The 25,354-nt window shown below is 35.2% G+C and carries 21 protein-coding genes; 14 read left to right on the top strand and 7 right to left on the bottom strand.

The window, feature by feature from the left end; all coding sequences use genetic code 11:
- Positions 1-14: 14 nt before the first annotated feature.
- Complete coding sequence (locus NTX22_10730) at positions 15-365, bottom strand: DUF2442 domain-containing protein (GenBank protein ID MCX6150990.1); 351 nt, start codon at positions 363-365, stop codon at positions 15-17.
- Positions 355-618, bottom strand: coding sequence for a DUF4160 domain-containing protein (locus NTX22_10725; GenBank protein ID MCX6150989.1), 264 nt, complete (start codon positions 616-618; stop codon positions 355-357). The genes NTX22_10730 and NTX22_10725 overlap by 11 nt, the downstream gene beginning before the upstream one ends.
- Positions 619-753: 135 nt before the next feature.
- On the opposite strand from NTX22_10725, the gene NTX22_10720 reads away from it, so the two are divergent.
- From NTX22_10720 to mfd, 6 genes are all read left to right on the top strand, one after another.
- Complete coding sequence (locus tag NTX22_10720; protein ID MCX6150988.1) at positions 754-1,254, top strand: DinB family protein; 501 nt, start codon at positions 754-756, stop codon at positions 1,252-1,254.
- A 160-nt stretch (positions 1,255-1,414) separates the two neighbouring features.
- Positions 1,415-1,987, top strand: coding sequence for an RNA polymerase sigma factor (locus NTX22_10715; protein MCX6150987.1), 573 nt, complete (start codon positions 1,415-1,417; stop codon positions 1,985-1,987).
- A gap of 28 nt (positions 1,988-2,015) precedes the next feature.
- Positions 2,016-2,984: a HEAT repeat domain-containing protein gene (locus NTX22_10710; protein MCX6150986.1), complete on the top strand. Its 969-nt coding sequence runs from the start codon at positions 2,016-2,018 to the stop codon at positions 2,982-2,984.
- Positions 2,981-4,156, top strand: coding sequence for a DUF4097 family beta strand repeat-containing protein (locus NTX22_10705; protein ID MCX6150985.1), 1,176 nt, complete (start codon positions 2,981-2,983; stop codon positions 4,154-4,156). Before NTX22_10710 ends, NTX22_10705 begins: the two co-directional genes overlap by 4 nt.
- Entirely contained in the window at positions 4,153-5,361 is a 1,209-nt protein-coding gene (locus NTX22_10700) for a DUF4097 family beta strand repeat-containing protein (GenBank protein ID MCX6150984.1), read from the top strand. The genes NTX22_10705 and NTX22_10700 overlap by 4 nt, the downstream gene beginning before the upstream one ends.
- 286 nt (positions 5,362-5,647) lie before the next feature.
- Entirely contained in the window at positions 5,648-8,998 is a 3,351-nt protein-coding gene (gene mfd / locus NTX22_10695) for a transcription-repair coupling factor (GenBank protein ID MCX6150983.1), read from the top strand.
- Between the two features lie 6 nt (positions 8,999-9,004).
- Here the strand turns inward: mfd and NTX22_10690 are convergent, their stop codons facing one another.
- Entirely contained in the window at positions 9,005-9,376 is a 372-nt protein-coding gene (locus NTX22_10690; protein ID MCX6150982.1) for a type II toxin-antitoxin system VapC family toxin, read from the bottom strand.
- Between the two features lies 1 nt (position 9,377).
- Positions 9,378-9,617 (bottom strand): hypothetical protein, encoded by a 240-nt coding sequence (locus NTX22_10685; protein MCX6150981.1) that lies wholly within the window; start codon positions 9,615-9,617, stop codon positions 9,378-9,380.
- Between the two features lie 367 nt (positions 9,618-9,984).
- Here NTX22_10685 and aceE point away from each other — a divergent pair, with 367 nt between their 5' ends.
- The 4 genes from aceE to NTX22_10665 all read left to right on the top strand — a co-directional run bounded on the left by aceE (position 9,985) and on the right by NTX22_10665 (position 17,267).
- Positions 9,985-12,669, top strand: a complete 2,685-nt coding sequence (gene aceE, locus NTX22_10680; GenBank protein ID MCX6150980.1) for a pyruvate dehydrogenase (acetyl-transferring), homodimeric type — start codon at positions 9,985-9,987, stop codon at positions 12,667-12,669.
- Positions 12,670-12,822: 153 nt separating this feature from the next.
- Positions 12,823-14,457 (top strand): 2-oxo acid dehydrogenase subunit E2, encoded by a 1,635-nt coding sequence (locus NTX22_10675; protein ID MCX6150979.1) that lies wholly within the window; start codon positions 12,823-12,825, stop codon positions 14,455-14,457.
- A gap of 173 nt (positions 14,458-14,630) precedes the next feature.
- Positions 14,631-16,049, top strand: a complete 1,419-nt coding sequence (lpdA, locus tag NTX22_10670) for a dihydrolipoyl dehydrogenase (GenBank protein ID MCX6150978.1) — start codon at positions 14,631-14,633, stop codon at positions 16,047-16,049.
- A 135-nt stretch (positions 16,050-16,184) separates the two neighbouring features.
- Entirely contained in the window at positions 16,185-17,267 is a 1,083-nt protein-coding gene (locus NTX22_10665; GenBank protein ID MCX6150977.1) for a PP2C family protein-serine/threonine phosphatase, read from the top strand.
- Between the two features lie 66 nt (positions 17,268-17,333).
- Here NTX22_10665 and NTX22_10660 read toward each other — a convergent pair whose 3' ends face one another.
- Positions 17,334-18,557, bottom strand: coding sequence for a M14 family zinc carboxypeptidase (locus tag NTX22_10660; protein MCX6150976.1), 1,224 nt, complete (start codon positions 18,555-18,557; stop codon positions 17,334-17,336).
- A 217-nt stretch (positions 18,558-18,774) separates the two neighbouring features.
- On the opposite strand from NTX22_10660, the gene NTX22_10655 reads away from it, so the two are divergent.
- The 4 genes from NTX22_10655 (at position 18,775) to NTX22_10640 (ending at position 24,079) form a co-directional block, all read left to right on the top strand.
- Positions 18,775-20,634, top strand: coding sequence for a tetratricopeptide repeat protein (locus NTX22_10655; protein ID MCX6150975.1), 1,860 nt, complete (start codon positions 18,775-18,777; stop codon positions 20,632-20,634).
- Positions 20,631-21,884 carry an ATP-dependent Clp protease ATP-binding subunit ClpX gene (gene clpX, locus NTX22_10650; protein MCX6150974.1) on the top strand — a complete coding sequence of 418 codons (1,254 nt, stop codon included), beginning with the start codon at positions 20,631-20,633 and terminating at the stop codon, positions 21,882-21,884. The genes NTX22_10655 and clpX overlap by 4 nt, the downstream gene beginning before the upstream one ends.
- A 137-nt stretch (positions 21,885-22,021) precedes the next feature.
- On the top strand, positions 22,022-23,272 hold the full coding sequence (locus NTX22_10645) for an asparagine synthetase B (protein ID MCX6150973.1): 1,251 nt from the start codon (positions 22,022-22,024) through the stop codon (positions 23,270-23,272).
- A gap of 150 nt (positions 23,273-23,422) precedes the next feature.
- On the top strand, positions 23,423-24,079 hold the full coding sequence (locus tag NTX22_10640; protein MCX6150972.1) for a fumarylacetoacetate hydrolase family protein: 657 nt from the start codon (positions 23,423-23,425) through the stop codon (positions 24,077-24,079).
- Positions 24,080-24,163: 84 nt separating this feature from the next.
- Here NTX22_10640 and ruvA read toward each other — a convergent pair whose 3' ends face one another.
- Both ruvA and ruvC read right to left on the bottom strand, forming a co-directional pair.
- The gene (ruvA, locus tag NTX22_10635) at positions 24,164-24,748 is read right to left on the bottom strand and encodes a Holliday junction branch migration protein RuvA (protein MCX6150971.1); all 585 of its coding nucleotides are present in this window, start codon (positions 24,746-24,748) and stop codon (positions 24,164-24,166) included.
- On the bottom strand, positions 24,745-25,281 hold the full coding sequence (gene ruvC / locus NTX22_10630; protein MCX6150970.1) for a crossover junction endodeoxyribonuclease RuvC: 537 nt from the start codon (positions 25,279-25,281) through the stop codon (positions 24,745-24,747). Before ruvC ends, ruvA begins: the two co-directional genes overlap by 4 nt.
- Between the last annotated feature and the right edge of the window lie 73 nt (positions 25,282-25,354).

The raw sequence follows: 25,354 nt of genomic DNA, 5'->3' as shown, positions 1-25,354 counted from the left end.
TGAAAGTTAATGAATCAATCTTTCTTACCCGAATACCTAGTTCCCTTTTCTTTAACAATAAATTGTTCTGTGGACTTTTCCCCCGATTTGTTTCTCTTTGAGTGTTTTCGTTTTGCCGATTGATGTTGTTTGGATTTAACTGCAAGTAATCCGTCAATTGATAAATCCTCATCTATTAAGGGCCAGTGTATTCCATAACCCGATTCGTGTATTTTGAAAGCATTTCGTTCAATCCAGCTTGCATTAAGCAAAAGTTTAGAAATCTTTTTTAAATTAAAGGTGTGTCTTATTCCATCAACCTCAATATTCATTATATCGTTTTCAAAATGAAGATTCTTAATAATATGAAATTTTTTATTGTTCATTTTTTCTTCTCCGTTGAAATACTTCCCAGGCTTCAACTATAAGATCAAAGTGTTTGAATATTATTTTTCTTACTTCATTTAAATCTCCTTGGTTCATTTTATATGAAACCGAAGGAAGTATATCATAACTTTCAACATCTAACCAAAATTTACAACTTTTATCAGCTTTTTCCGCATGTATGTGAATAGGTTCATTTCCTTCGTTAGCAAAAAAGAAGAACCGCCAACCCAGATAAAATAAAACTGTAGGCATAATAAACAATCCTATAGACGTGTTGCAATCTAAATACAACACTATTAATTATCAAGATAAATAAAAACTGCAAAATCTATCTTGTAAAATATTTTTCTTTTTTGTATGATGAAGAGAGAAAAATTGGAGGAAGAGATGACACCTGAAGAAAGAAAAGAAAAAATTGAATCGTATGGAAAAGCATACGATAATTTAGAAGAAGCGCTTAAACAGTTTCCAAAGGAAATGTGGAAGTACAAACCATCACCTGCAGAGTGGAGCATCCACGAAATAATTATTCATCTTGCTGATAGTGAAGCAAATAGTTACACCCGCTGCCGTAGATTTATTGCCGAACCTGGTAGTGGCGTGTTAGGATACGATCAGGATTTATGGGCAAATTCTTTAAACTACCACAATCAAAGTACAGATGATGCTTTAGCGCTATTCAAATATTTAAGATTGATGAGTTACAATTTAATAAAAGATCTTCCTCAAAAAGTTTGGGCAAATGTTGTTGAACATTCAGAAAACGGGCTTATGACTATGGATGACTGGTTGAAAATTTACGAAAACCATATTCCAGTTCACATTGCACAAATGAAAAGAACATATCAAAGCAGAATTAAGAATTCAGAAAACAGAACGCAGAATTAAAAATTCCCCAGCCTCCGTTTCCGGAATTCTGTTTTCTGGGTTCAGTTTTTTGTATTCTTCGCCTTGAAATACTTTACATGAAAAATTTCATGTCTATCCACAACCATTTCATTTTTACAAAGTCTAAACTTATGTGACCGGCAAATAAACAATAGAGTTAATGACAGCTGAAGAAAACCAATTAATACTTAAAGCCAGGCAGGGTAATACGGCCGCTTTTGAAGAACTGATTTATCGGTACGATAAACATGTTCTTGCTATTTCTTATAAATTCAGGAATAACCGGGAAGATGCAAAAGACATTTACCAGGAAGTTTTTATGCGGGTTTACAAAGGTTTGAAATATTTTGAAGGTAAAAGTGAATTTTCTACATGGCTGTATCGCATTGTTACCAATGTTTGTATTTCATTTAAAAGAAGTCAAAAAAAACATGAGCACGTATCAATCAACCAGGATTATGATGACGATGATAATTATAGCCCGGTAAGTGATTCGCTTGTTTCCGGACATCAAGCTGACGATCAGTTAAACAATAATGAAATATCAAAAAAAATGTGGCTGGCGGTTGAAACATTATCCCCACAGCAGAAGTTAGCTTTTACTTACAAATACTTAAACGATCATAAAATAAAAGAGATTGCCGTGATGATGAATTGCTCTGAAGGCGCAATTAAAAAATATCTGTTTACAGCTACAAGAAAACTTAGAGAACAACTAAAACATTTAGTATAAAAAATCAAATTGATAAATGGTTGGTAAAATGGAACACGAAAAATATAAAGAATGGATTGACTTATCACTATACAATGAACTGACAGAAGAGGAAAGCCGCGAGCTTAATAAACATATTGTTTCCTGCACTGATTGTAAAAGTGAATTTGAAAAAGTCGAAAAGCTCCGTCTTGTACTTAACGGGTTAAAAACAACAGAACCTGGCGAACAACTTTTATCTGATGCCCGCAGGGAATTGAGAAGCAATATCCAGATTGAGCAATCGAAGAAATCCTTGTGGGAAATTTCAATTGAAAGATTGAATCAATTTCTATCATCTAATATACGAGTTGCCATGTCTGGCGCAGTTATGGTTTTAGTTGGAATTGGGATCGGTTATTTACTCTTTACCAAATCGGATGTAATTGACACTTCGCAATTTATCAATGCATCGCAAACTGATCCATTTGAAAGGAATGATATCAAGATCAGAAACCTTCAGTTTAATAATTCTCCATCCGGCAATAATGAAGTTTCTTTTTCTTTTGAAGCGGTAAAATCGGTAAAGATGAAAGGAAAAATTGGCGATGAATTGATTCAAAAAGTTCTTGCTCATTCTCTTGTTAATGAACAGAATGATGGAGTTAGGTTAAGAACATTAAATGCAATTTCAGCACAGACGGAAAATAAAAAGAAACCAGATGCAAAAGTTAAAGTTGCGCTTATTTCTGCATTAAAATTTGATAGTAATGCCGGTGTAAGACGTGAAGCACTTGTAGTATTAAAGAAATTTCCTGTTGATGAAGATATTATTGAAGCGCTTCTTTTTGTATTGAAGAATGATAAAAACTCAGGTTTGCGTGTTGCTGCAATCAACAGCCTTAGTGATGACAAAATAAGCGAAAAAAATCTTTCAAAAGAAATGCTGGAATTGCTTCAACAAAGGAGTCGTGAAGATGAGAATCAGTACGTTCGGATACGTGCTAAATCAATTTTGCAGGAGGTTGTTCAGCAATGAAAGTCTTTTTTAAACCTTTAGTTTCAATACTGGTTTTTTCAACGGTATTATCTTTTGCTTCTACTACGGACCAGGGAAGTAAATCAAAATCATTTAATGTTAGCAGGGGCGGAACATTGGAAGTAAGTATTCTTTCTGGCTCAGCTAATTTAGAAGTGAATGTTTGGGAAAAGAACGAGGTTAATTTAAATGTAAGAGGATTCAATGAAAATGAATTTGAAAATATTGTTTTTGAACAATCCGGTAATGTTATAACTATTACTGATGGCGGTTGGAGTTCTGATGACGATGCAAAATTTATAATTAGCGTTCCTTCAAAATTTAATCTAAATCTTAAAACCAACAGTGGTGATGTTAAATTAAAGGGTGCGCTGGAAGGTGATGTAACAGCTTTATCATATGGAGGAGAAATACATACCGGAAAGATAACTGGAAAAGTAAATTTAAATACTTCTGGCGGGGATATAGTTACAGGTGATGTTATCGGCAATGCTATAGTTAAAAGTGCAGGTGGAAATCTATCCTTAAATTCCGTTAGCAGAGATGCAGATATTTTTACTTATGGTGGCGATATAAAAATTGGTGTTGTTGGTAATTATGTTAACGCAAAAACAAATGGCGGGGATATTACTATTGAAAAAATTGGGGGAAGTGCGGAATTGTTTACCTTTGGCGGCGATTTATATGTTAAAGATATAGCAGGTAATGCAAAGCTAAATACTTATGGCGGTGATATTACATTAACCGGTGCAAACGGGTTAATAATTGCTAAAACCGGCGGCGGCAATATTAAATTACAGAAATTAACCGGATCTGTAAATGCTTCCACTGGTGGTGGCGATATATCTGTTCAGCTTCAACCAGGCGGTACTGGTAAAAGCAGAATTACATCCGGCAGCGGTGATATTAAATTAATGGTCCCTGAAAATTCACGCGCAGAAATTGATGCCGTTATTAAAGATGCTGATTTATGGAATAATGATGATGAGACTGGTCTTGTAATAAAATCGGATTTTAAAACACAGAGTTATGAAAAAGATAGCAGACGGGGAGAAATTAGAGCAAAGTATATTCTTAATGGAGGCGGAGAAAAAATCTACCTGCAAACAATAAATTCAACTATTGAAATTAAAAAATTATATAATAAAAAATTATCAACAGGGCAATTATGAAAAATATTTTTCCAATAGCTTTAGCAGCACTCTTAATGTGCCTTAATTCAAATTCCAATGCCGCTGCTTCTTTAAATTATTCAAGTTACCTAATAGGTTTACCTATCATTGGATTACAATTTGATTCTGATGAAAGGAATGCCGAAAAGGATTATAACCTTGGAATGGGCAAAAATCTTGAAGTTAATATGATGAGTGGTAGTTCAATAAAAATTACTGGCTGGGATAAAGAAAAATTATCAATCAAAATTTTGGTTGATGGTAAAGAGGATCCGAACTCTGTACTTAATATTGAAGAAGTTTCCGGTGGGATAAAAATTACAAATAAATTTGATGAATCAGGGCATGATAATCATAATGGTGATTGCAAACTTGAAATTCAGGTACCAGAAAAATGTAATTTAGATCTTCAAACTTTGGGTGGAGATATTAATCTTGAAAAAATTGAAGGTGAGTTAAAAGGGGAAACTAAAGGTGGTGATTTAACACTAAGCAATCTAAAAGGTAAATTATCTCTTTCCACAATGGGTGGTGATATAAAATTAACAAATTCTTCAGTTGATGGTTCTGTAACAACTATGGGCGGTGATGTATCAATCGAAAATGTTAGTGGCGATATAAAAGGTAAATCAATGGGAGGAGATGTCAGCTATAAAAACATAGTTAACAAAAACGGAGTATCGACTGGCGAAGGAATTGATATTTCCACGATGGGAGGAGAATTAAATATTGATAATGCTCCTGCTGGTGCTAAACTCCACACTATGGGTGGTGATATAACAGTAGGCAACGCAAAGAAGTTTGTAAAAGCTACTACAATGGGTGGCGATATAAAAATAGATGAGATTGATGGATGGACTGAAGCTACAACAATGGGTGGAGATGTATCTGTAAAACTAATTGACGAACTTAAAAATGAAAATCATGATGTTAAGCTAAAATCAATGGGCGGTGATATAACTTTAGTTGTTCCCGAAAATTTTTCTATGAATGTTGATATTACTTTAACCTATACAAGAAACAATAAAACCAATTATGATATAATCAGCGATTTTGATTTATCAAAAGAAAAAACAAAAAAGTGGGATGAAACCAAAGGTTCAGACAGAAAATATATTTACGGAAAAGCTAACCTTAATGGTGCAAAAAACAAGGTGGTTATAGAAACTGTAAATGGAAATATCTACTTAAAGAAAGCTAAGTAACCAGTTAAAATTGATTAAACTTTTCCCCTAACATAATCTCAATCTCTATAAAGCTCACATTTAGTATGTGAGCTTTTTTTAGAACTAACCTGGAGAGCAATAACTAACTGTTTTTTAAAAAATTCAGACAACTTGAATAAGATGGATTTAGTCCAAGAATCTTTCATATTAAAACTATATTTTTCTGTTAGAGATTATTTGTCTATCCATTTGAATGAGACAAATAATTTATTTGCCACCTGGTGGAGGTGGTTTGGTATATTTATTTTAAAAAGAAAGATTGAATATGTCCCTGCTAAAACTATTAGAATCATCCGAAGGAATAAATAAATTACTGATTTCAAAGAAAGAAAAACTCAACTACATTTCTCCACTTTCTGGTTCCTTAAAAACAATACTTGTTAAGTTTTTCAATGAAAAGGAGGACCAAATACTTCTCCTTCTCCCCGATGTTCAAACTGTAAATGAAATAAAAGTAGAACTGGAGCTTCTTGGCTGCGGTAATTATTTAGTATCGGTTGAAGATAATAAAATTGATTCGCTCCAGGAAAAGTTGACTCTTATCAGTAATAAAAAAAAGTTTATTCTGCTTTCGACTTATGAAATTATAAAAGTATCCCTTCCCGCTAAAAATCAATTAGATAATCGAACAACTAAAATTCAACTTGGCGGAGGAATTACATATGATGAACTGATAGAATACCTCAACCTATTAAATTATCAGAAAACAAAATTTGTTGAAGGAGTTGGCGATTATGCAATTCGTGGTTCCATCGTAGATTTTTGGTCGTATAGCGAAGCGAATCCTTGCAGAATAGAGTTTGATGGCGACTTCATCGAATCGATACGCCACTTTGATTCTGAAAGTCAGCGCTCCGCAGATAAAACAGAAGTTGTTTCACTTGCAGGTAATTTTGAAAATGCGGAAACAATTTTTACTTCAGACATATTTGATTATTTAGACAATCCACTGGTTATTGCAAATAAGTACGATTTGAATTCTCTTTTCAAAAAAACCGAAATAGTCTTACCATCGGCTTTTGATGGAATTGTAATTGAAGATATTGAACTTGCACAAGAACTGCTTGGCAATATTAAACCAGCAGAAATTAAAATTGATGATGGAAAAAGGAATAACCTTAAAGAAAGCACCGATCTCAGCTCGCTCTTAAAGAAGAGAGCAAGATGGCTGATAGAAAATCCGTTTGATGATGTAGTTGAAAAAATAAATCTGAATATAACAGAACCGCCAACCATAAATTCCAACTTTGATCGGTTGTTTAATACACTACAGGATTTTTCAAATAAAGATTATAAAATCATAATTACATCCGAGAATGAGTTTCAATCGAAGCGATTATATGACTTGCTTGCAGATTACAAAGAAGAGCTTGCCGAACTGATTGAAACTGGAAAAGTTAAAATAGAAACGCTGGCATTAAGAAAGGGATTCATCTTACGTAACGAAAAATTGCTTGTGCTTACTGATTACCAGATTTTCAACAAACCGTACCGATCAAAAATTTCTTCTATTCAAAGAGAAAAGAAATCAAGAACAAAAGATTTTGCTTCTATTAAAAAAGGAGATTTTGTTGTTCACGAAAATTTTGGAATTGGACAGTACGTTGGACTTGAAACAATTAAAATCGGTGAAGTAAGCCAGGAAAGCATAAAAATTCTCTATGCTGAAGGTGGAATTGTTTATGTCAATCTAAACTATTTCAATCTTGTAAAAAAATTCTCTTCTAAAGAAGGTGAAGAACCAAAATTAAATTCACTTAGCAGCGGCGAATGGGATTCAACAAAAAAGAAAGTTAAGAAGAAAATAAAAGAAGCTGCACGCGAACTTATTCAACTATATGCCAAACGAAAAGCATCACAAGGTTTTACATTTAGTGCTGATACTATCTGGCAAAAAGAGTTGGAAGCTTCATTCATCTATGAGGATACTCCAGATCAATCCAAAGTAAGTGACGAAGTAAAGAATGATATGGAATCCAAAAGTCCCATGGACCGGCTTGTATGCGGTGATGTTGGATTTGGAAAAACAGAAATTGCGGTTCGTGCGGCTTTTAAAGCGGCAAACGATGGAAAGCAAACTGCCTTGCTTGTACCAACTACAATCCTTGCCGAACAGCATTTGAATACATTCAAGGATAGGCTTTCACAATTCCCGGTTAAGGTTGAAGTACTTTCGCGATTTCATGGTAAAGCAAAACAAAAAGATGTTGTAAAAGAATTAGGAGAAGGTAAAGTTGATGTAATCATCGGAACACACCGTTTGCTTTCAAAGGATGTACAGTTCAAAGATCTCGGTCTTTTAATAATAGATGAAGAGCATCGATTTGGAGTAATGGCAAAAGAGAAATTGAAAAATTTTAGAGTGAATGTTGATACTCTTACCTTAACTGCAACACCGATTCCAAGAACTCTTAATCTTTCATTGCTTGGTGCAAGAGATCTATCAATCATTGCAACACCTCCGCCCAACCGCCAACCAATCTATACTCTGGTTCAAACTTTTGATGTTCAAAAAGTTAGAGAATGGATAATGAACGAATTAAAACGCGCCGGACAGGTTTACTTTGTTCACGATAGAGTGCAATCAATAAATAAAATAGCCGACTATCTGAACAAATATATTCCCGAGATAAAAATTGGAATCGCACATGGACAGATGAAACCGCTTCAATTGGAAAATGTTATTTATGATTTTCTTAACCGCAAATATGATGTTCTTCTTTGTACAAAAATTATCGAATCAGGAATAGACATTCCAAACGTTAACACAATCATTGTTAACCGTGCTGATCGTTTTGGTCTGGCGGAACTTCATCAATTACGCGGCAGAGTTGGAAGATCTGATCGGCAGGCTTATGCATATTTTCTTGTTCCTTCGCTGGATTCTATAAATAAAAAATCAGTACGAAGACTTCAGGCGATTGAAGAATTTACTGATGTTGGTGCGGGATTTAATCTTTCAATGCGCGATCTGGAAATTCGCGGAGCAGGTAATCTTTTGGGAACAGAACAAACCGGTTTTATTGATGCAGTTGGTTTTGAGATGTATGTAAAACTTTTGGATGAGGCAGTAGAAGAATTAAAGCGCTTGGAATTTGCTGAAGTTTTTAAAGAACTTCCAAAACCAAAATTGAGAACCGATCCAACAATCGATGCTTATTTTGAAATTGGAATTCCTAAAGCTTACATGCCAGATCAAGCCGATAGATTAAGCTTTTACACAGCTTTATTTTCCATAAAGAATCTGGAAGAAGCAAAAGAAATTACAGATGAATTGAGAGATAGATTTGGAAAACCTCCGATCTTTGTAGAAAGACTGGTGGCAACTGCAATTCTAAAATACTATGCCTCCTTTGCTTTGTTCGAAAGAATAATTATCCAGCAGAAAAACATTTTGATAATTCTTCCGAAAGGCGCAAATGAAGATTATTACAAAGAAAGATTCACTGCACTGATGAAATTTATTCTGGAAAATTATTTTAACGAGATTAAATTTGACCAGCAGAAAGAAACATTGAAGTTGATAATTCCGAACAGGTTTGAAAATCCAGAAAAAATTTATGAGTATTTATTTGAGTTTTGCAGGAGAGTGCGGGGTGTTGTAAATAATTTATAAGTTTATTTAACCAATAAGCAATGGATTGTTCAATTCAATTTCTTTTACTTTTTCAAAATCCTTTGTGTTGTTGGTAATTAGAATAAGGTTTTTAATTGAGGCGGTTGCAGAAATAATTGCATCACCAACTGATAAATTATATTTTCTTCTTAATATAATGGCTTCATCAATTACAAATGAATTAACCGGGATTATAGTAATTAGCGAAAATACAGCGCTGAAATACAAAATTTGTTCTTCTGTTATCTTCGGATAACCCATAACTTCAAGACGAGAAATTTCTGAAGCAAATATTTTTTCTTCCTTAAATAACTCTCGTATAAAAGCAAATTCAGTTTTTGCTGAATAAATAATAATATTGCTGTCAACAAGTTTCATATTAATCAAAATTAAAATTTCTACTCTGTCTAACTTCACTCTGCCATACCGTTGGGTCGCCAAAGTTAGAAATATCTACACCTTTAGCAATAATTTTATCAGCATTTACTGAAAGTTGGTCAATATTTTTGCTTTGTTCTGATAAATCCTGTATAGCAATTTTGATATTTAATCTATTTGCCAATTCTTTAATCAATAATACATCATTATAATTCTTAGACTCAAGTATTATCCTTGTCATATTTTCTCCCTCCTATATTTATTTAGTAAGTACGATTATAAATCGTTTAAGTGGTAACAAAGTATTTTCTATTAAATTCTTAAGTTAAAATAAAATTTTATTCTCAAGATAGCAAAACAACAAATTATTTCAATTCAATTTTGTAATAACCGGATAAATTCCAGCAATAATTTACAATGTGAACAGGAGCTATACTTCTGCAATTATTTGTTGGATAGCATTTAATTTTGCTTTTTCTTGGTAAATCTATTATAATTTGAACTGTTAGAATAGAAAAAAATCTAAATTAATGGAATGCAAAAGGTTTTTTTTTTGTTAGAATCAGAAGAAAGTCAAACTTCGTTAATGAATTAAGGATTTTTAGAAAATGTGTGATAATAATTTTGATCGAAAGGAACTTGAAAAGTTAGAAACCAAAGAATGGCGCGATTCGTTAGATTATGTCCTATACCATAACGGTCCGGAAAGAGTTCAGCAATTGCTGAAAGAACTTCAGATTCATGCACATAAGAACGGGGTTGAAATTCCATTTACTGCAAACACTCCGTACATCAATACAATTGCTGCAGATAAGCAACCGCCATTTCCGGGAAGCAGAGAAATTGAAAGAAGAATTAAAAGTTTAATCCGCTGGAATGCTATGGCAATGGTTGTTAGAGCAAATCGCAAATCGCCAGGAATTGGCGGACATATTTCCACTTATGCCTCTGCAGCAACTTTGTATGAGATTGGTTTTAATCATTTTTTTAAAGGGAAAGATGATCAAAGTGGTGGTGATCAAATTTATTTTCAGGGACATGCTTCACCCGGTATTTACGCCCGCGCTTTTCTTGAAGGAAGAATTTCTGAAGAACAATTGAAAAACTTCAGAAGAGAACTTCGCCCAGGTGGCGGTTTATCTTCTTATCCGCATCCATGGCTTATGCCTGACTTCTGGCAGTTTCCAACGGTGTCCATGGGCTTAGGACCAATTCTATCAATTTACCAGGCGCGTTTTAACCGTTATCTTGAAGACAGGGGATTAAAGCAGCAAGGCAATGGCAAAGTTTGGGCTTTCCTTGGCGATGGTGAAACAGATGAGCCCGAAACACTCGGTGCAATTTCACTTGCTTCAAGAGAAAAACTTGATAACCTGATATTTGTTATTAACTGTAATTTGCAGCGGCTGGATGGACCGGTACGTGGTAATGGAAATATCATCCAGGAACTTGAAGCAAATTTCCGTGGTGCGGGATGGAATGTAATTAAAATAGTCTGGGGTGGTGAGTGGGATCCATTCCTTGATAAAGATAACGGCGGCTGGTTGTTGAAAAGAATGAATGAAATTCTTGATGGTGAATCACAGAAATATATTGTGGAAAATGGTGATTATATTCGTAACCATTTCTGGGGTAAATATCCAGAGCTTAAAGAAATGGTAAAGCATCTTTCTGATGAACAGATTGCTAAAATGAAGCGAGGCGGACATGATCCCGAAAAAGTTTATACTGCGTTCCAGGCAGCAGTTGAACATAAAGGACAACCCACTGTTATTCTTGCCAGAACAATTAAAGGTTACGGACTCGGTGAAGCCGGTGAAGGAAAGAATATTACTCACCAACAAAAAAAGCTTAACGAAGACGAATTGAGAATTTTTAGAACAAGGTTTGGAATTCCAATTTCTGATGATGAAGTTGCTGAAGCCCCATTTTACAGACCATCTAAAGAAAGCGCTGAAATTAAATACTTAATGGAAAAGCGAAAAGCTCTTGGCGGATTTGTACCAAATCGAACTGTAAAAGCCAAACCGATCAAACCACTAAATGATGAATTGTTTGAAGAATTTTATGCTGGTACCGAAGGACGAGAAGCCTCTACAACGATGGTGTTTGTAAGAATTCTTGCAAAACTTCTTCGGGATAAGGAAATAGGTAATTTTGTTGTTCCTATTGTTCCAGATGAAGCACGCACATTTGGAATGGAAGCATTATTCCGACAGGTTGGAATTTATTCTCACGTTGGACAGTTATATGATCCGGTCGATAAAGAAAGTTTGCTTTATTATAAAGAGGCAATCGACGGACAAATTCTTGAAGAAGGAATTAATGAAGCGGGTTCAATGTCGTCATTCATTGCTGCAGGAACTGCTTACGCCACTCATGGAATAAACACAATTCCATTTTTTATTTACTATTCAATGTTTGGTTTCCAGCGGATCGGCGATCTTACCTGGTTAGCCGGAGATATTCGCTGCAAAGGATTTTTAGTTGGAGGAACTGCCGGCAGAACAACTTTAGCCGGCGAAGGTTTGCAGCATCAGGATGGAAACAGCCATCTGCTTGCTTATCCAATTCCAAACTTAATGGCTTATGATCCAGCATTTGCTTATGAAATTGCAGTGATTATACAGGATGGAATAAAAAGAATGTATGTCGATCAGGAAGATATTTATTATTACTTAACTGTGATGAATGAAAATTATGCAATGCCTCCAATGCCGAAAGAAGCCAAAGAGGGAATTCTGAAAGGACTGTATCTCTTTAAGGAGAGTAAGATTAAGAGCAAGAATGATAACCTGGCTAAAGCAAATCTTTTAGGTAGCGGTGCAATAATGAATGAAGTTTTAAAAGCTTCGGAGATTTTGGAAGAGAAATATAATATTGCGGTTGATGTCTGGAGCGTAACAAGCTATAAACAGCTTCATACAGAAGCGATGGAAACAGAAAGGTGGAATATGCTTCATCCGGAACAGGAGCAGAAAATTCCTTTTATTAAACAACAACTCGGCAAAACGGAGGGTGTAATTGTTTCTGCATCGGATTATGTTCAAATACTGGCAGATTCTCTTTCCAAATATTTACCTAAACCAATTGTAACACTCGGTACTTTTGGATTCGGGTTAAGCGAGGACAGGGCAAGTTTGCGAGACTTCTTTGAAGTAGATGCAAAGCATATTGTTTGGGCAACATTGGTTTCGCTGGCTAAGGATAAAAAAGTAAAGCCGCAAACTCTTAAAAAAGCAATGATTGATTTGGGAATAAATCCGGATAAACTAAATCCAATTAAATCATAGCTTCCTAAATCCCCCTAAGGGGGACTTAAGGAAAAAGCGGAATTGATAAACTGCGATTTAAGTGAAAGAAATAAAAAAATATTCCTTTTATATTTAATTCCCTCTCCCCTGCCTACCGGCAGGCAGGCTTGGGGAGAGGGTTGGGAGTAGGCTATGAAAGATTTTAAACTTCCCGAACTGGGAGAAAACATTACAACTGCAGATGTATTAAAAGTTCTTGTTTCTGCCGGAGATAAAATTAAGCAAGATCAGGTGGTTCTTGAAATCGAAACTGACAAAGCAACAATCGAAGTCCCTTCTGATGTTACCGGAATTGTAAAAGAGGTTTTTGTAAAGCAAGGCGACAAAGCAAAAGTCGGACAAGTGATTTTTACTTTGGAAGATGTTAATTCTGCAAATGAAGATAAGAGCGAAAAACAAGAACAGAAAGATGTTAAAATTGAGTCTGTTAAAAAAACAGAAACTGAAAATAAACCTGGATCTAAAACTTCAGTAACAGCGGGATTGGTAAAATTTAAGTTACCCGAGCTTGGTGAGAACATCTTGTCTGCTGATGTTCTATCAGTGAAAGTTGCGGTTGGTGATAAGCTGGAAAAAGACCAGGTTGTTTTGGAAATAGAAACTGATAAAGCAACTGTGGAAGTACCTTCTGATATTGCCGGAGTAGTAAAGGAAATTCATATTAAAGCAGGCGACAAAGTAAAAGTTGGACAAGATGTTCTAACTATTGAAACTGCTGGCTCAATAATTATAGAAAAAGCTAACGAGGTTAACCCACTTTCACCAATAAACGAAGAAATTAAAGTACAAACGGAAACCAAAGCAGGTACACAAAAAGTTTACATTGAAGAGAAACCATCAGTTGACCCAAGTAAAATAGCTCCTGCTGCCCCAACTGTAAGAAGGTTTGCTAGAGAGATTGGAGTTGATATAAATAAAGTTATTGGCTCCGGTCCTGGTGGAAGAATATCCATCAACGATGTTAAAGCTTTTTCACAAGAACTGAATAGACAAAAAGAAGCAAAACCGGAACAAAAATTTTATGGTGGTATTATAACTGAACAAATACCGGATTTTTCAAAATGGGGTGAGATTGAAAAGAAAGAAATGGGTAACATCCGGCGCAAAACTGCGGAACATTTAAGTTTTGCATGGGCAACAATTCCGCACGTTACACAATTTGATAAAGCAGATATAACCGAACTTGAGAAACTTCGAAAGATGTATTCCAAGCACGTGGAAAATGCAGGCGGCAAGCTAACGGTTACTGCCGTACTAATTAAAATAATTACTTCCGCACTTAAAACTTTCCCACAGTTTAACTCAAGTATAGACATAGCTAATAATACGGTCATCTATAAAAAGTATTTTAATATTGGAGTTGCGGTTGATACCGAATTCGGATTACTCGTTCCTGTTATAAAAAATGCCGACAGAAAAAATATTATCGAGCTTTCTGTGGAGATGAATCTACTCGCGGAAAAAGCAAGAAACAAGAAATTATCTTTAGAAGAAATGAATGGCGGAACATTTACAATTACAAACTTAGGCGGTATTGGTGGAACATATTTTACTCCAATAATTAATTCGCCTGAGGTTGCAATACTTGGCGTGTCGCGCGGCAGCTTAGAACAGGTTTACATTGATGGTAAATTTGAACCTCGCCAGATGCTTCCATTATCTTTATCATATGATCATAGAATAATAGATGGTGCAGATGCCATCCGATTTTTAAGATGGATTATCGGTGCGATACAGCAGCCATTCCTTATGGCATTGGAAGGTTGATTATAGTCGAATGAGAAAAACCTGAATTCATTTCTTACTCTTAATCATAATCTTACTCTATTTAAACGAATAGAAGGGAGTAAGATTAAGAGTAAGAGAATGAAAATACTTTCTTACTCTTAATCATAATCTTACTCTTGCAAGTACAATTAATAAAGTTTGGAGAAATAATTATGACGTTAAAAACTCAATTAGCAATTATTGGTGGCGGACCAGGCGGGTATGCCGCAGCATTTCTGGCAGCAGACTTGGGAATGCAAGTAACATTAATTGAATTAGAAAAATATCCGGGTGGTGTTTGTCTTTACCGCGGATGCATACCCTCTAAAGCATTGCTTCATATTGCTAAATTAATTACAGAAGCAGCGGAAGCAAAAAAATGGGGAATCGAATTCGGTGAACCGAAAATTGACTTAGATAAACTTCGAAAGTTTAAAGAAAGTGTAGTTGATAAATTAACCGGCGGTACAGGACAATTAGCCAAGCAACATAAAATAAATTATCTCCAGGGAAGAGCTGCTTTTATTAATTCTTCCAAACTAAGCGTGGAGCTGCTTGCTGGCGGTACAGAAGAAATAGAATTTGAAAAAGCGATTGTTGCTACTGGGTCAGTTCCCACAAAAATACCGGCTTTTAATTTAGATTCTGAGCGGGTTATAGATTCAACCGGAGCGCTTGCGCTAAAAGATATTCCCAAATCGATGTTGGTTGTTGGAGGTGGTTACATTGGTTTAGAACTGGGGAGTGTTTATTCAGCATTGGGAACACAGGTTACAGTTGTTGAAATGATGCCGGGCTTACTGCCCGGAGCAGATAGGGATTTAGTGAACATATTAGCAAAATCACTTGACCGTAAGATGAAATCGATTATGGTTAATACGCGCGTAATTGAGATGAAGGAAATTGATGGCGGTATAAAAGTTAAATTTGATGGTGAAGGTGTTAAAGAACCGGAACAGGTATTCGAAAAAGTTCTGGTTTCTGTAGGGCGTTCGCCAAATGCAAAAGGAATTGGTTTAGAAAATACAAAAGTGGAAATTGATCAGCGTGGATTTATAAAAGTAAATTCACAGCTTCAAACCGCAGATCCAAATATTTATGCAATTGGTGATGTAGTTGGAAATCCTATGCTTGCACATAAAGCATCCCACGAAGGTAGAGTGGCAGCAGAAGTAATTGCAGGTAATAAAGTTGAATTCAAACCAGCCGCTATTCCTGCAGTTATCTTTACCGATCCAGAAATTGCATGGTGCGGATTAACTGAAACGGAAGCAAAAGAAAAAAACATAGAGATAAAAGTTGCCCGGTTTCCGTGGCAGGCTTCCGGCAGAGCAACTACCTTAGATAGAAATGATGGAGTTACAAAATTGATTATCGATCCTAAAACTGAAAGAATTTTAGGAATGGCAATAGCCGGAGTTGGAGCCGGAGAAATGATTTCCGAAGGAGTTCTTGCAATAGAGATGGCTGCATTAGCAAAAGATGTTGCACTTTCAATTCATCCTCATCCAACTTTATCAGAAACAATTATGGAATCTGCTGAAGTTTTTTATGGACAGAGCACACATCTTTTCAGACCCAAAAGAGGATAGGAATTTATAATTTAAGATTATTAGTTCGTGTGAATCCGAATTCAACAATTAATAAAAAACCACTTAAATAAGTTGGAACTTAGATAGAAAGCATTCGTCAAACGGAATACAGTAATAATTTACAAATGGAAATATATGCCAGAAGAGGGTTCAAATAATAATCCGCGCTTAGTTCATACAATTCTTGATGATTTCCGTAGAGGTGATTTTCAAAAATCGGTTAAACAAGATTATTCTGATTTAAAAGATTTTTATCTTCACGAAGAACGAAAGAATCGTTTGCAGAATATGAACGGCTTTAAGCGGTTTTTTTATTCTGTTGGCTGGCTGCTCAAAGAACTTTTCTTAAAACTAACACCTACAAGACGAATTCTGTTAATATTAGGACTAATAATGGTATTAGCCAATAGACCAGAGAAGCCGAATAGTTTCTTGGAATTAGGAGCACTGGTTCTTCTTTTTATCATTATGCTTGAATTGAAAGACAAATTGATCGCCAAAAGCGAATTAGAAGCAGGAAGAAAAGTGCAGGATGCGCTTAAACCCCAAATGAAACCGGATGTTCCAGGCTGGGATGCCTGGCTATATACACAATCGGCCAACGACGTCGGCGGAGACCTGGTTGATTTTATTAAGCTTGAAGAAAACAGGTTTGGCTTTGCGCTGGGCGATGTTGCAGGTAAAGGATTAAGTGCTGCCCTGCTGATGGCTAAATTGCAGGCTACTTTAAGAGCAGTAGTTTCAGATTTCAAATCACTTTCTGAATTGGCAGAAAAAGTAAACCGGATATTTCATCGTGATGGACTAAGAAATATTTTTGCATCTCTAGTTTACCTGGAAGTAAAAGGGAACTCAAGCGAAGTAAGATTTTTTAATGCCGGACATTTTCCACCTGTTATTGTTAAAGGAAATGAAACAATTGAATTATCCCGCGGTTCAGCTGCTTTAGGAATTATGGTAAACGCACATTTTACAGAGCAGACATTGGAAATTGAAAAGGACAACTTTCTTGTAATATATTCAGATGGTATAACTGAAGCCTGTAATGAATATGGTGCTTTTTATGGGAACAATCGGTTAAATGCTATTCTTAAAAATTTTAGTGGCTTATCTGCCGAACAAGCAGGAAATAGAATTCTAACTTCAGTTGTTCGTTTTGTTGGAAATGCAAAACAACATGATGATCTTTCGATAATAATACTAAAAAAGATAAATTGAAATAAGACTATCTAACCTACTCCTTGAACCATAAATAATAAATTTTGCGAAATATTATAATTCCTTTTACTTGTTCAGTATTAATTTTATCGTCCTTGTAAATTCTCCTGCATTCATCTTACAAAAATAAATTCCACTCGCAAGTGTCCCAGCATCCCATTTTACTTGATAACTTCCCGGATTCATTCTATCATTGATTAACAACGCTACTTCCCTGCCCAGAATGTCATAAATTCTAAATGAAACTATCGACTCAGAATTTATATGAAACTGGATGTTTGTTATTGAATTGAATGGATTTGGATAGTTCTGAGATAATTGAAACGATTCCGCTTTTAAGTTGGATGCAAAAACTCCAACATTTACATTTCCAACTTCCAAATAATTTGCAATGCCATTAAGTATTGCAACAGCAGTTATATTGTACTTTCCGTTTTCAGTACAATTCATATCTTCATAAGTAAGTGCAAGAACTTTCTCGCGGTGATTTTGCCAGAACCAGCTTTCAGGATACTTTGTTGAAGGAGTTCCAACCCAGCTTACCAGGTAATCCCATGTTTGAAAATTATTCGGTGAATAATTCCGTACAAGATTAATAAACTTCCGCTGCTGCCGGGCAAATTCATTTGTCGTTCCCGTGGAATCGTGAAAAACAAAATATCTTTCACAGGAATAAGAAGAATGCATATTTAATGCTACAAGAATTGGATTTGGCTGAGCCATTAATTTGATAAAAGTATTGCGTAAAACCTGAACCTCTGCCTGCGATGGATTTTTGTCCCAATTACTTTCTATGTCTATTCCATTCGCATTCTCTCTCCCCTTACCTAACTCTACTCCATCTGGATTATACATTGGAACAATGTTAAACACACAACTATCAAGTAGCCTTTTGCCCAATAAAGAATCCGATAAAAGAAATTTTATAATCTCATTTGTAACCCAAGTTCCCTGTACTTCATTCGGATGTGTTCGTGCATGAATCCAAATCCTTTTCCTCGGTGTAGCTGTTGCAGAAGTATCCTGAATTGTCAGCATAAACATAGTTCTACTTTGTACCGTTGCACCTATCGAATCTATTTTTACAAATGGTCTTTTACCCCATCTATTTAAATCCGCCTTTAGTGAATCGTATCCGTAACCCCAATTGCCAAGCGCTTTGAGCTGAAAGGAAAAATCGGATGTATCTGGGAATCCACATGGATCTATGATATTTCGTTCCTGGGCATGTAAATTATAAAATTGAGTTATTGCAATCAGGATAAAAAAATATAAACAAGCTTTTTTCATTTTCAATTAATTAAATTTTTATGTGTTGTTAAATATTCCGCTATAATAAATTTATGATTCACCAATTTCGATTCAGCTTAACAGAGTTATTCTAACTAATGCCAGAAATTTTAATTGCAACTTAGCCAATTCATCAATCCATTACAATTAAAACCGATTTTAATTCAGGACAGTATTTTCCCTTTAATCCATCTTGTCGTTTCCATATATTTAAATAGTGAATAGACAAATTAAAGACATATTTTTCTTCTTACTTTTTGCTTCCGGCATTAGCGCCCAAACTGGTGATATGTTCAACCGATTCAGGCTCGGACAAAGTTATGAACAAGCTGGTGATCTGCAGAGAGCAAAAACAATTTATGAAGACCTGATTAAAAATGAGCCGGATAATTTTCAGTTTTTTGATGCGCTTAACCGCATTTATAATCAGCTTAAAGAATTTGATAAATCAATATCTTTAATTGAATCACGATTAAATTTCTATCCACAGGATATAAATCTGAAAGGATTACTTGGAGCTACGTACTACTTAAAAAATGAAGAAGAGAAAGCTTTTAAAATTTGGGATGATGCACTTGAGCAATCACCGCCAACTACTGTTAACTACAGAGTAATTGCCAACTTCGCAATAGAAAGAAGAGCCTTTAACAAAGCAGTGGAAATTCTATCAAAAGGTAAAAAACTTTCTGATGATACTTTTTATATTTCCTATGAGCTTGCAAATCTTTATTCCATTCTGATGCAATATAAAGAGGCTGCCGATGAGTTCTGCTCAGTACTTAAAAAACAACCGGGGCAGTTGAACGTAGTTCAATCAAGAATGTCTGCCTACATAAATAAACCGGAAGCTGTAATTCCAACAATTGAAACAATAGAAAAATGGGCTAAGGATTCTGACGATAACAGCTTCCCAATTCTTCTTGCTTGGCTCTACATGCAGAACAACCAATTTGATAAAGCATACGAAAAATATTTAGAGATCGAAACACAACGTAATAATGGGGGATCCGATATATTCAGCTTTGCCCAGCAAGCTTACCAAGCTGAGCATTATAAAGAAGCAGCAAAAGCCTTTAATAAAGTAATTGCAGATTATCCGAATTCTCCCTTTACACCAAACGCTAAAATTGGATATGCAAAAACATTTGAAGCAATGCTTGATAAAAAAAATGATTTTGGTACTGCCAATTGGAAACCTTACTTTAAGCCGGGGATTAAAAATTCAGCGGAATACAATGAAGCCATTTCTGCTTATTCGCAGTTAACACAGAATAATAAAAATTCTGATGTAGAGCTTGAAGCATATTATAGAATCGGACTAATTTATTTTGAAAAATTTGGTGAAGTTGAAGAAGCAGAAAAATATTTTAAAAAAATTCTAACACTTAATCTGCTTTCCAGATTTTCAATCCTGTCATATAATCAACTGGCATCAATTGAATTAAGCCGGAGCAATCTTCAAGCTGCATTCGATTATTTCAATCAAATTAATTCTGCCCCGCGCGCCACAAGTGAAGACAGAAATCAATCTCAATTAATGCAAGCTAAAATTGAATTCTGGCGCGGCAATTTTTCATCCGCTTCAAAGCTATTGAACATTGTTATTAAAAATCTTTCTGATAACAATGCAAATGACGCAATAGAATTATCATTGATAATCAATTCAACAAAAAATGATTCATTAAGCCTGGTTCAATTTGCAAAAGCAGAACGGCTTACTCAGCAGGATAAGTATGCCGAAGCAAAAGAAATTTATTCCACGCTTTCAGACAATCAAAATTTGTTAATTATTAAAGATTTGTCATCATTACGTAGTGCAGAAATGCTAATTGGTTTAGATAAACTTCCGGAATCCGTTTCAATGTTAAAAAATATTTCCGAACAAAAAGAAAAAAACATATACTCGGACCAAGCGCTTTTTCTTCTTGGCAAAGTATACCAGTTTGGAATTAATGATAATATTAAAGCACAGGAATCTTACGAAAATCTACTTGCAAATTTCCCCAATAGCCTCTATCTTGATGACGCTCGAGAAAACATTACTCTGTTAAAAAACAAATCAATGAATAATTTATGAACAAAAAAACGAATCCAAAATCAGTTAAATGCTCGTTTTGTGGAAGAGATGGCAGCGAAGTTTCCAGCATGGTTGCCGGACCAGATGTGTACATCTGCGATATTTGTGTAACCACAAGCGTAGACATCTTAAAAAACAATCTTGCGGCATATAACAGCAAATCCAGAAGTGATTATTTGCTTATACCGGCAATGATTAAAAAAAGTTTGGATGAATATGTTGTTGACCAGGAAAGAGCGAAAAAAGTTTTATCAGTTGCAGTATATAATCATTATAAAAGAATTCAATCCCGCTCAACATTTTTTGAACTGGATGACGTTGAAATAGAGAAAAGTAACATTTTGTTAATTGGTCCAACTGGTGTAGGCAAAACCTTGCTTGCACAAACTCTTGCGCGCATTCTTGATGTTCCATTTGCAATTGCCGATGCTACAACACTAACTGAAGCAGGATATGTTGGCGATGATGTAGAAACGATTTTAGTCCGACTGCTTCAATCGGCTGATTACAATCTGGAAAAAGCTCAAAAAGGAATTGTTTACATTGATGAGATTGATAAGATTTCCAGAAAGAGCGAGAGTGCATCAATAACAAGAGATGTTTCCGGCGAAGGTGTTCAACAGGCATTGTTAAAGATTCTGGAAGGAACTGTTGCTGGTGTTCCACCGAAAGGTGGCAGAAAACATCCAGAGCAGAGTTTAATAAACATTAATACTAAAAATATATTATTTATTTGTGGTGGTGCTTTTGCCGGCATCGAAAATATTATCGCTTCAAGAGTAAACAAAAACAAAATGGGTTTCGGCTCAGAAATTTCCGGCAGCCACGATATGACTCAGGATGATTTCATTAGTATGGTTCACCCGGAAGATTTATTAAAGTACGGACTTATCCCCGAGCTTATTGGACGATTACCAGTAGTTGCTCCGTTACAGTCACTTTCGCGGGACGCTCTTACAAACATTCTTACTGAACCTAAAAATGCCATCCTAAAACAATACAAAAAGTTGTTTCTGATGGAAGGTGTTGAACTGGAATTTGATCCTTTGGCTGTTGAATCAATTATTGATAAAGCAATGGAACGAAAAACCGGAGCCAGAGCGCTTAGATCAATAGTTGAAGATTTTCTTCTTGATATAATGTATGAACTTCCATCAATGGAAAACGTTGAGAAGTGTTTGGTTACAAGAGATACCGTTCTGGAAGGTATAAAACCAATTTATTACGAGGTTGATAGAAAATCGGCGTAATTTTTTTTCTACTGGAACAAAGCTCCTTATAGCATAGTTTTATAAGGAGCTTTTTTATTTTCTTTACGATACAAGCTGGTAGCATTTTGGCATAATATAAAATATTTTCAATCAATAAAAATTTTTATAAGATTAAGATGAAGAGCTTTTTATTTATTCTGTTATTTAGTTCAATTGTATTTCCTCAATCCAAAATACTTATTTACATGGATTTGCAGCAAACCGATCATCTTAAAGCGTATGGAATTACTTTTAATGATTTGAAGGAAGATGAAACTGCAGATTGGCTACTCAACTATCGCGGCGGATCTTTTCTTTTGAATTATTCTGATAAACTTGCCGCCAAATGCCGGATTAAAGGTGTTGCATTCGATGTTCTTTCCAGTGCTCAAGCCGTAGAAATTCTTTCACTTGTTCAAAGTGAAGAAAATAATATGGACGTAATGCGCTTGGAGAAAGCCCCTAACATTGCGGTTTATGTTCCACCAGGATTTAGACCCTGGGATGATGCGGTAACGCTTGCTCTTGAATATGCCGAAGTGCCCTATACAAAAATTTGGGTAGATGAAGTTCTTAAAGGTGAGTTGAGTAAATATGATTGGCTTCATCTTCACCATGAAGATTTTACCGGACAATATGGAAAATTTTATGCAAGTTTTGCAAGCGCTCAATGGTATGTCGATCAACAAATGCTATATGAAACTGAAGCGAAAAAACTTGGCTATAGAAAAGTTAGCGAGATGGAAAAAGATGTTGTTACAACAATTAAAAATTATATTGGTCAGGGCGGATTTATGTTTGCAATGTGCTCGGCAACTGATTCCTACGATATTGCGCTGGCTGCGGAGAACACAGATATTTGTGATAAAATGTACGATGGAGATGCACCAGATCCGGATGCTCAAAAGAAACTCGATTTTTCCAAAACATTTGCTTTCGAAAATTTTCATCTTGAAATGAATCCTTATGTTTACGAATACAGCGATATTGATGTTCAGCTTCTGGAGATTGGTTCGCCGGAGAATGACTATTTTACTTTGTTCGACTTTTCTGCAAAGTACGATCCTGTTCCAACAATGCTAACACAGGATCATGTAAACGTGGTTCATGGATTTATGGGGCAAACTACAATGTTCCATAAGAAATTTATTAAAAAGTCTATTATCATTCTTGGGGAAAGAGCCGGGACAGATCAAGTTAGATATTTGCACGGTAACTTTGGAAGAGGAACATTTACTTTTTATGGTGGACACGATCCGGAAGACTATCAGCATGCCGTGCAAGATCCTCCAACAGATTTAAGCTTGTATAAAAACTCGCCCGGCTACAGACTTATTTTGAATAATATTTTGTTTCCTGCCGCCAAAAAGAAAAAACAAAAAACCTGATAGATAATAGTGTAGAGTGAAGAGTTCAGAACTTAGAATGTTTAAATAGGCAATAATAATTCTGTTACTTACCTTCGCAATTTCATTTCGCCGGTGATTGAATGCTTATTAATAAGTAAGTATATTAAGTCCAAAATTTTTAGGATCGAAATGAAACAAGTAAAAATTAAAAACTCAAATGAAACCTACATTATTGGCAAGATTATTTGTGTTGGAAGAAATTATAGAGAGCATGCGGAAGAACTTGGTAATGTTGTTCCGGAATTCCCACTGATTTTTCTTAAGCCAACATCTGCATTAATTTACAGCGGAGATAAGATTGTACATCCAACATTTTCTGAAAACTTAAATTATGAAGCCGAACTTGTTTTATTGATTGGCGAAGATTTAAAAAATGTAGATTTAACAACTGCTGAAAATGGAATTGCCGGATATGGTGTTGGTTTAGATATGACTTTGAGAGATATTCAATCAGAAGAAATAAGGAAGGGGCATCCTTGGACGGTCTCCAAAGGATTCGATACTTCTGCAGTAATTTCAGAAATAAATTTGAAGAAAGATCATCCGCTTAATTTTGATGAAAAGATTACTCTTAAGTTAAACGGAGTTATAAAACAGAATTGCGAACTAAATAAAATGATTTTTAAGCCGGCTGATATTGTACGATATATTTCTTCAGTTTTGGTTTTAGAAAAGGGCGATTTGATTTTTACCGGCACACCTTCCGGTGTTGGCAGAGTTGTTAAAGGTGATAAACTTGAAGCAGAAATTACTCACATAGCTAAGGTTGAGGCAGAAGTAATTTAATTGCGGAATGGGGATTTTCGGATTGAGGAGTGCGGATTTGGGATTGCGGGGTAAAACAATAAATAGAATACCAACCACTTTCACCTAACTATTCATCTGTAAAAGAGCCTGCTTAATCAATTCTTCAATTTGAATTGCAGGATTTGAACCAAGTACATCACGGATAATTTTTTCTGAAATCTTTTGGTTGTAGCCAAGAGTTGTAAGTGCAGCAACAGCATCTTCTTTTATTTTATTAGGAACAGAAAATCCCTTTTCTTCACCAACCAGGTCAACCTTATCTTTCAAATCAACAAGCATTCTCTCCGCTGTCTTTCTTCCAATTCCGGGGATAGCTATTAATCTATTTAAATTGCCAATGCTTAAAGCGTTCTTCAAATCATCAATTTGAATTCCGGATAAAACATTTTGTGCAAGCTTAGGTCCGATGCCGTTTACACTTATCAGCAATTCAAACATCTGTTTTTCAGCTTCTGTTGAAAATCCAAAAAGTGTAAGAGAGTCTTCTTTAACAGAAAGAAAAGTATGAATTGACGTGCTGCTTCCTTCATCAGGAAGTTTATCAAATGTGTTTAGAGAAATATTGACAAGATAACCAACCCCATTTACATCAAGTAAAATTCTTGTTGGTTTCTTGGAGATTATTTTGCCGATTAAGTAGCCAATCATAATATTACCCTTTCCGGATTTGCTTTGATAAAATCTTTCCAGCTTCCGCTTTTAGGAGTAAGCGATTTTATTTTAAATGAATGACAAACCGCAACCGCCAGGGCATCGCTTTCATCAAATGCCATTTTTTCTTTTTTCAAATTTAGCAAATGTGTGATCATATATTGAACCTGGCTCTTTGAAGCAGCACCATTTCCTACCACAGATTTTTTTATTTCCCGAGGGGAATATTCTGTTGTCGGAACTTTATTATGCACCGCAGCAAGCAGAGAAACTCCCCTTGCGTATCCAATCTTCATTGCCGATTGAACATTTTTACCATAGAAGGCAGTTTCTATTGCAAATTCATCTGGTCTGAATTTTTTTATTAGTTTATCAAGTTCGTCGTAAATTACTTCTAATTTTATTGGAAGTGGTTTGAATGGCGAGGGTTTAATTACACCTTGAGCAATTATCTTTATCTCGCTCAAATCCTGTTTGATAATTCCAAAACCAGTACAAATTGTTCCGGGATCTACTCCAAGTATTATCATTCTAAAAAAATTTAATTTGATAAAAATGTACGGTATTGAATTCAGAACTCAGACTAATCTTGTTTTAGTTTCC

The sequence above is a fragment of the Ignavibacteriales bacterium genome (assembly GCA_026390815.1).
GTDB lineage: Bacteria > Bacteroidota > Ignavibacteria > Ignavibacteriales > SURF-24 > JAPLFH01.
This window is presented reverse-complemented; position numbering and strand designations above follow the sequence as displayed.

Bases quoted from the DNA above. Each gene is read 5' to 3' on its own strand.
- NTX22_10730 (MCX6150990.1), bottom strand. From the start codon at position 365: ATGAACAATAAAAAATTTCATATTATTAAGAATCTTCATTTTGAAAAC.
- NTX22_10725 (MCX6150989.1), bottom strand. From the start codon at position 618: ATGCCTACAGTTTTATTTTATCTGGGTTGGCGGTTCTTCTTTTTTGCT.
- NTX22_10720 (MCX6150988.1), top strand. From the start codon at position 754: ATGACACCTGAAGAAAGAAAAGAAAAAATTGAATCGTATGGAAAAGCA.
- NTX22_10715 (MCX6150987.1), top strand. From the start codon at position 1,415: ATGACAGCTGAAGAAAACCAATTAATACTTAAAGCCAGGCAGGGTAAT.
- NTX22_10710 (MCX6150986.1), top strand. From the start codon at position 2,016: ATGGAACACGAAAAATATAAAGAATGGATTGACTTATCACTATACAAT.
- NTX22_10705 (MCX6150985.1), top strand. From the start codon at position 2,981: ATGAAAGTCTTTTTTAAACCTTTAGTTTCAATACTGGTTTTTTCAACG.
- NTX22_10700 (MCX6150984.1), top strand. From the start codon at position 4,153: ATGAAAAATATTTTTCCAATAGCTTTAGCAGCACTCTTAATGTGCCTT.
- mfd (MCX6150983.1), top strand. From the start codon at position 5,648: ATGTCCCTGCTAAAACTATTAGAATCATCCGAAGGAATAAATAAATTA.
- NTX22_10690 (MCX6150982.1), bottom strand. From the start codon at position 9,376: ATGAAACTTGTTGACAGCAATATTATTATTTATTCAGCAAAAACTGAA.
- NTX22_10685 (MCX6150981.1), bottom strand. From the start codon at position 9,617: ATGACAAGGATAATACTTGAGTCTAAGAATTATAATGATGTATTATTG.
- aceE (MCX6150980.1), top strand. From the start codon at position 9,985: ATGTGTGATAATAATTTTGATCGAAAGGAACTTGAAAAGTTAGAAACC.
- NTX22_10675 (MCX6150979.1), top strand. From the start codon at position 12,823: ATGAAAGATTTTAAACTTCCCGAACTGGGAGAAAACATTACAACTGCA.
- lpdA (MCX6150978.1), top strand. From the start codon at position 14,631: ATGACGTTAAAAACTCAATTAGCAATTATTGGTGGCGGACCAGGCGGG.
- NTX22_10665 (MCX6150977.1), top strand. From the start codon at position 16,185: ATGCCAGAAGAGGGTTCAAATAATAATCCGCGCTTAGTTCATACAATT.
- NTX22_10660 (MCX6150976.1), bottom strand. From the start codon at position 18,557: ATGAAAAAAGCTTGTTTATATTTTTTTATCCTGATTGCAATAACTCAA.
- clpX (MCX6150974.1), top strand. From the start codon at position 20,631: ATGAACAAAAAAACGAATCCAAAATCAGTTAAATGCTCGTTTTGTGGA.
- NTX22_10645 (MCX6150973.1), top strand. From the start codon at position 22,022: ATGAAGAGCTTTTTATTTATTCTGTTATTTAGTTCAATTGTATTTCCT.
- NTX22_10640 (MCX6150972.1), top strand. From the start codon at position 23,423: ATGAAACAAGTAAAAATTAAAAACTCAAATGAAACCTACATTATTGGC.
- ruvA (MCX6150971.1), bottom strand. From the start codon at position 24,748: ATGATTGGCTACTTAATCGGCAAAATAATCTCCAAGAAACCAACAAGA.
- ruvC (MCX6150970.1), bottom strand. From the start codon at position 25,281: ATGATAATACTTGGAGTAGATCCCGGAACAATTTGTACTGGTTTTGGA.